The sequence below is a fragment of the Aquirufa sp. TARAVU-A1A genome, from assembly GCF_054558675.1.
In genome coordinates this window covers 213,539-220,035 of record NZ_JBPXKP010000006.1, presented here as the reverse complement: position 1 = coordinate 220,035, position 6,497 = coordinate 213,539, and the positions used below count along the sequence as shown (strand labels likewise).

The following is a 6,497-nucleotide window of genomic DNA, read 5'->3' as shown; positions in this document are numbered from 1 at the left end:
GACCACTGCCACTCACCAACAAATCACCCCCCACTACCATACTCACATTACCCGCGCGTGGCGAATTCTGCGAAGATGAATTATCCGGTCCACTCACATCCAAAACACCCCCAATACGAACACTACCCCCTGCATTCACCGTTAAGTCATAGCCCGTATAATTATAATAGCCACTACCCAAACGAATCGTCAAACCCGAATTGAACTGAACCTCGCCGCCACTCGTAATAGTCAAAGCCTTCAACGCATTCGTGTTCTGACCAGTCACCATATTCACCCCAGCATCAAACACAACACTTCCCACCTGTGTACCTCCCACGCGTGCAGACTTGATCTCGACCGAATAATTCACTAAGTAATTCTGAAGCGTCACATAATTGATTACTGCATTATCAGCAGTAGGCGTAAACGTATACGTGCTTCCACTCAATGACCACGATCCATTCGCATTGGCCGCCGTAGAAATCACCACATTACTATGTTGTGCCTGCGCCACAAAAACCCAAAGCCATAGCAAGCCCGTCAGCCTGTAAACAGGCTTCCGCAACTCAGCAAAAAGCAATTGAAGCAAACGCATACTACTTAATAATAATAATCAATTTGAACCCGGTCATTGACAATCAAACTCGCCGCACCATTGTTGGCCGGATTGTAGGTGAGGGTGGTTCCGCTCACCGACAAAGCATTTTTGGAAATACGAACCCCATTGATAAACAAACGAATTGTTGAATTCACGTTGGGCGTTTGAGTCAACGTAAATGCCGTTTGTCCAGGCGTTGCAATCACATATTCATCTGAAACTAACCTAACCAAACTGTAATCCGTATTAATCACCGCTTGCGTCACCGCAAACGTACCGTTCCCCTTCAACATCCCCGTTAAACTCGACGCACCCGTTCCGCCTCGACCCACCGCAATCGTCGAACCATTCCAAGTTCCTGAACTAATATTCCCCAAGGCATTCGCCGTTCCATTTAAAGTCACATTACCAGCCACAATCAAAGTTGATCCCAAAGAAGTCGCTCCATTCGTTCCCAAAGTGCTCGAGAAAAATCCATTCGTACCATTCAAATCCGCCGTCGACGTCGTCCCTGTAAACGACTTATCTCCCGCAACAATTTGATTCGTCGTTAAATCCACAAAATTTTTGGTCGCAGAACCAGTACCTCCGTTGGCCACCGACAAAGTTCCCGAAAGCGATGTCACCGGAACCGATGCCCAAGTCGCCCCACCAACACCATTTGAAGTCAATACATAACCCGAGGTTCCATTCGTGTTCGGATACAAAATCCCACCGGCGGTTAATGTGCCGCCAACAACCATATTACCCGAAAAAGTCTTCGCTCCACCCACGGTTTGAGCCGTTGATAAATCCACAAAATTTTGAGTCGCGGAACCCGTACCCCCTTTGGCAATTGATAAAGTACCCGAAAATTTGGCATCGGTTACGGAGCCACTGGCCAACTTCACCGTCGTAATCGCATTGTCTGAAATCACAGGTGCCGCAGCCGTCGTTCCCGTTCCTCCCAAATCACCTGCCAATCGCAAAATCCCATTCGTAGTCGTCGTCGCATCCGCCGCTACCGGCAAAACCACCGAACTATTCGTACCTGAAATGGTGATGGTTGACCCCGACAAAGACAAAGTCTGCGTTTCTGTCGTCACCGTAGAACCAGGCGCCCATTGGGTTCCATCATATTTTAATACCTGACCCGTTGTAGGAGCCGTCGAACTCACCGTTTTTCCTTGAATTTTAGCGACCAAAGGAGACGCTGCCGTTCCGCCCAAATCCCCCGCTAAACGCAAAATACCATTCGATGAAGACGTCGCATCTGCCGCAATCGGTATCACCACCGAACTATTTGTTCCCGAAATCGTTAGCGTAGACCCACTTAATCCTAAGGTTTGTGTTTCCGTCATAATCGAATTGCTCGGCACATAATTCGTCCCATCATATTTCAAGACCTGACCCGTTACAGGTGCCGTCGTAGCAACCGGTATTCCTTGAATTCCGATTACCTTCGGTACCGTAGCCGTTCCACCTAAATCCCCCGCTAATTGCATCAATCCCACGGATGAACTCGTCGACGAAGGCAATACAACTGAACTACTCGTTCCCGAAATACTCAAGGTAGAACCCGATAAACTCAATACCTGCGTTTCCGCCATGATCGAACTATTAGGCACATAAGACGTCCCATCATATTTTAACACCTGACCTATTGAGGGAGTCGCCGTTGAAACCGGAATTCCCTGAATCTTTACCACATTAGGAGCAGTTGCCACACCACCCAAATCACCGGCCAATTGCACCTTTCCCGTGGCTGAGGATGTTGCATCCCCCACAGCCGGAAGCGTCACGGAACTATTCGTACCCGAAAGTGTGACTGTGGTCCCCGACAAAGACAAGGTCTGCGCCTCAGCTAAAACGACCGCATCCGGAACCCATGCCGTTCCATTGTATTTCAAAACTTGTCCCGTCGTAGGTGACGATGAACTTAAGGTTGCACCCTGCAATTTGGCCACAATCGGTGCAGCCGCAGTACCACCTAGGTCGCCGGCCAACTGTACCTTTCCCTTGGTTGTGGCATTCGCATCGGGTACTGTGACATTCGCCATGGCTGTTTGAACAAAGGACGTCGTCGCCAAAGAAGTCGAATTATTCCCAGGCGATTGAGTGACCCCCGTTGACCCCGAAGGTAAATAGGGTGTTCCCGTAAACGTAGGCGAATTAATATCCGCTTTGGCATTCAGTGCAGCCTGAAAAGCAATCCCCGTGGTAGCCACATCCACATAATCCTTTACCGCTTTCACAGAAGGATATTTCGTATTCGAGGCGGCATCTGCCGCCACATCCGTCGACTTATTTGACAAAGATTCTTTCAATGCCAAACCCGGAACCGTAGGTGCCGTGGCCGTTCCTGCCAAATCACCCGCTAATTGAACCTTACCCGTCGCCAAAGTCGTCGCATCCGGCGTTCCCACCGTAATGACATTGGACATGGCATTGTCGACATAAGACTTCACAGCCAATTGCGTCGGATACAGCGTATTGCTCGGTTGGGAATTTCCTAAATCCAAAGCGCTAGACTTATTCGCGGCCAACTCATAAACACTCGTAATGCTAGATAACGCATTTTGGGTCGACGAAATTTGATTTTGCAAATAGCCAATTTGACCCATAATACTCGTGGAAGTATTCTGAATTTGACTGACATTCTGTTGTAAACGAGCTTCATGATCATTCAAGGTGTTGCTCATCGACAATATCGTTGAACTGTTTTGATCCACTTGATCCGACAACTTTGAAATCGATTGATCGATGACGATAAATCGCAAATTATTCGCGACTTGATTGGCCTCAATTTTGGCAGCATTTTCTTGCCCGCCAACGACCGCTAAGCCAATTTCCTTCTTGAGTGGCTCAATATCTTTTGGCACCAAATAACCCACATCATTATTGAATTGACTTAAATTCTTAGGGGCATCACGCACATTTTTATAGTCCACAGACTCCGCATAGAGCGCATAAGGGGTAAATGTCAATTGCTGATTACTCACCTCTGTATAATTTCCAATGCCCGTAAAATTGACTGAAACCTTCAGACGTTTCAATTTTTCATCCCAAACAATGGAATCAAATTGCGAATATCGAGCAATTCCTGAAGAAGCATTGGTACCCAAAGATGCAGTCGAATTACCCGCCCCTATGGTTAAATTTATCAGACCAAATTCATCCGTTGCTGTTTGCTGAATTTCTTCATAATCAATCCCTGCCTGAGAGATCAAGGTAAAGCGAACCCAAACCTTGCCCTTGGCCAAAGGCTGTCCCGCAATCACTTGACCCGGAATTTCAATGGTATTGGGATCCAAAATGACAGCTTGATAATTCAAACCTTTTTGTTGGCCCCAAACACTCACCGAAATCAATAGAAATAGGAAGTATAAATGTTTCATGCGATCCGTGGTTAACGATTTAAGCTAATTCCCATCGAAATCGTCATGGGTGACATATCCAATTTCCCCGTAGGACTTTGCTGAGCAAACAAACTTGAGGTGCGCCTAACTTGCGCAAATGCACGTATATTGGCATTAATGGCCTTCGACAATTCAATCTGATATCCAGCAAAAACCTTGAATGAATTAAATTGAGAATCTTCCGTCAAAGGATAATATCGATTAGACAATAATTGATTCCCGGCTATAAGCTGTTGGCCCATCACCACCCCCGCTAACCCCAAATTCCATCCTTTATAAAAGGTATATTTAGGACCTAAGGCCAAAGAGAACCCGACAAAATCCGTTTGATAGGAAAAAGCGATTTGCTGCACATCCCCGATGGCATTCAGCTGGTGATAATTCATACCAAGCGAATATTGAAAATAACTCAGCGATTTGGCGAGTTTAGGGCGATTACTGAAATAAATTGCCGATTTAGAAAACTTCGAAATGAGTCGAACTGTATCCAAAAGCACATGTTCTTGCGCTAATTCCACATGCAATCCCGCGGATGGTTTCATCCAATCGATCTGCTTTCCCTTAGAATTTTCGAATTGATACTGCGTAATGGCGGATCCGATGGACCATTTCCAAGATTGAGCCCGCACAGCAAATGGCGCAATACTCGCGTAAAGAATTATCAACCAAACACCAAAACGGTGCTTCGTCGAAACTGTATAATATTTCATCTATCAGAACTAGGATTGAATTAAAATCAATATGACTTTAACGCATTTGAAGCTAAGATAGAGATAATCAAAGAGTTTTAAAAAAGTTTATCAGGTAATTGATAAAATAAACATACGAAAACGAGTAAAAAATCGTTTGCCACAAGGGCACAACCCTGTCAGCGTCTTCGGCTAGATTTACCGCAAATCGATGTTATAATGCAAGCCTTTATTTTGGCGTTGCGCCCGAGCATGTTTGATAATTAAATACGCGACATTAATCATATTCCGCAATTCACACAAGGGAACCGTGATTCGGGATTGCTTATACAATTCCTCATGTTCTAAATAAATCAACTCCAAACGATCATAGGCCCGTTTCAAGCGGCGATCCGTGCGAACAATCCCCACATAGTTCGACATAATCGATTCCAATTCTCTCGTCATCTCTGTCACCAATACCAATTCCTCCGGGTTTCGCGTGCCTGAATCATCCCAGTCGGGAATGCCCGCCGGCAAGACTTGCGTACCATATTGGCTCACCGATTTTTCAAAGGCATTGTGTGCATAAACGATCGCTTCTAACAACGAGTTCGATGCCAAACGATTCGCTCCATGCAATCCCGTATGCGAACATTCACCCGCTGCATATAGGTTTTCAATATTGGTTTGGCCAAAATGATCCACGATAATTCCACCACATAAATAATGTTGGGCCGGCACAACCGGAATCATGTCGACCGACATATCCAATCCCAACTCCTTCAAACAATGCGCATAAATCATTGGGAAATGCTGCAGAATTTCCTCCTTAGGAATATGTCGAGTATCTAAATAAACGTGATCCACCCCATGAATTTTCATCTCGGAATCAATGGCGCGCGCCACGATATCGCGAGGTGCCAAAGACAAACGGGCATCGTATTTTTCCATGAAAGTAGAACCATCCTGATTTTTCAAAATACCTCCATGGCCACGAACTGCCTCAGATATCAAAAAGGAAGGTTTCTTGCCAGGATTATATAAAGCCGTGGGATGAAACTGAATGAATTCCATGCCATGAACAAAGCCTTTGGCCCGATAAGCCATCGCAATACCATCCCCAGTAGCAATGGTCGGATTAGTCGTCGACTGATAAACTTGACCAATACCCCCTGTCGCTAAGAGAGTTGTTTTACCCAAAAAGGTTTCCACTTTTTGGGTCTTTTTATTCAATACATAGACACCGTAACATTGCTTGCCCGGCGTATCTTTCGTTACTTTCTCCCCCAAATGATGTTGGGTAATCAGATCAACCGCAAAATAATGGGTAAAAAAATCAACGGATTCAAATGATTTCACTTTGGCTAATAAGGCGCGTTCAATCTCATTTCCTGTCGAATCCTTGTAATGCAAAATACGTTTGTCGGAATGCCCGCCCTCTTTAACCAAATCAAACGACCCATCAGATTTACGGTCAAAATCCGTTCCATAGGCAATCAGTTCCCGAAGTCTTTCCGGAGCTTCCCGCACAACCATTTCCACAACCGCTTTATCACTGATAAAATCACCTGCAACCATCGTATCCTCGATGTGCTTTTCGAAAGAATCATCCGTATCCCAAACGGCAGCGATACCACCTTGGGCATATTTGGTATTCGTTTCTTCTGCGACCGTTTTGGTAATCAGCGCAATCTTAATCGGAATATTTCGATCCTCGAAGTACTGAGCAACTTTCACTGTGTAGGATAAACCTGCTATCCCCGAACCAATCACTATAAAATCATACGTAGGCATCCTGTCTTCGATTTTCCTGCAAATTAACCAAAAAGCGCTTTGGAAATGAAATGT

The 6,497-nt window shown here is 45.4% G+C and carries 4 protein-coding genes; all 4 read right to left on the bottom strand.

The window, feature by feature from the left end:
* On the bottom strand, window positions 1-577 hold a 577-nt coding region (locus V7S75_RS09970), incomplete at its 3' end, for a hypothetical protein (RefSeq protein WP_459513560.1).
* 5 nt (window positions 578-582) lie between these two features.
* Entirely contained in the window at window positions 583-3,957 is a 3,375-nt protein-coding gene (locus V7S75_RS09965) for a beta strand repeat-containing protein (protein WP_459513558.1), read from the bottom strand.
* Between the two features lie 11 nt (window positions 3,958-3,968).
* Complete coding sequence (locus V7S75_RS09960) at window positions 3,969-4,688, bottom strand: hypothetical protein (RefSeq protein ID WP_459513557.1); 720 nt, start codon at window positions 4,686-4,688, stop codon at window positions 3,969-3,971.
* Between the two features lie 177 nt (window positions 4,689-4,865).
* Window positions 4,866-6,443: an L-aspartate oxidase gene (gene nadB / locus V7S75_RS09955; RefSeq protein ID WP_459513556.1), complete on the bottom strand. Its 1,578-nt coding sequence runs from the start codon at window positions 6,441-6,443 to the stop codon at window positions 4,866-4,868.
* Window positions 6,444-6,497: the final 54 nt, after the last annotated feature.

Coding starts and splice junctions, on each gene's coding strand:
- nadB (WP_459513556.1), bottom strand. CDS start 6,443: ATGCCTACGTATGATTTTATAGTGATTGGTTCGGGGATAGCAGGTTTA.
- V7S75_RS09965 (WP_459513558.1), bottom strand. CDS start 3,957: ATGAAACATTTATACTTCCTATTTCTATTGATTTCGGTGAGTGTTTGG.
- V7S75_RS09960 (WP_459513557.1), bottom strand. CDS start 4,688: ATGAAATATTATACAGTTTCGACGAAGCACCGTTTTGGTGTTTGGTTG.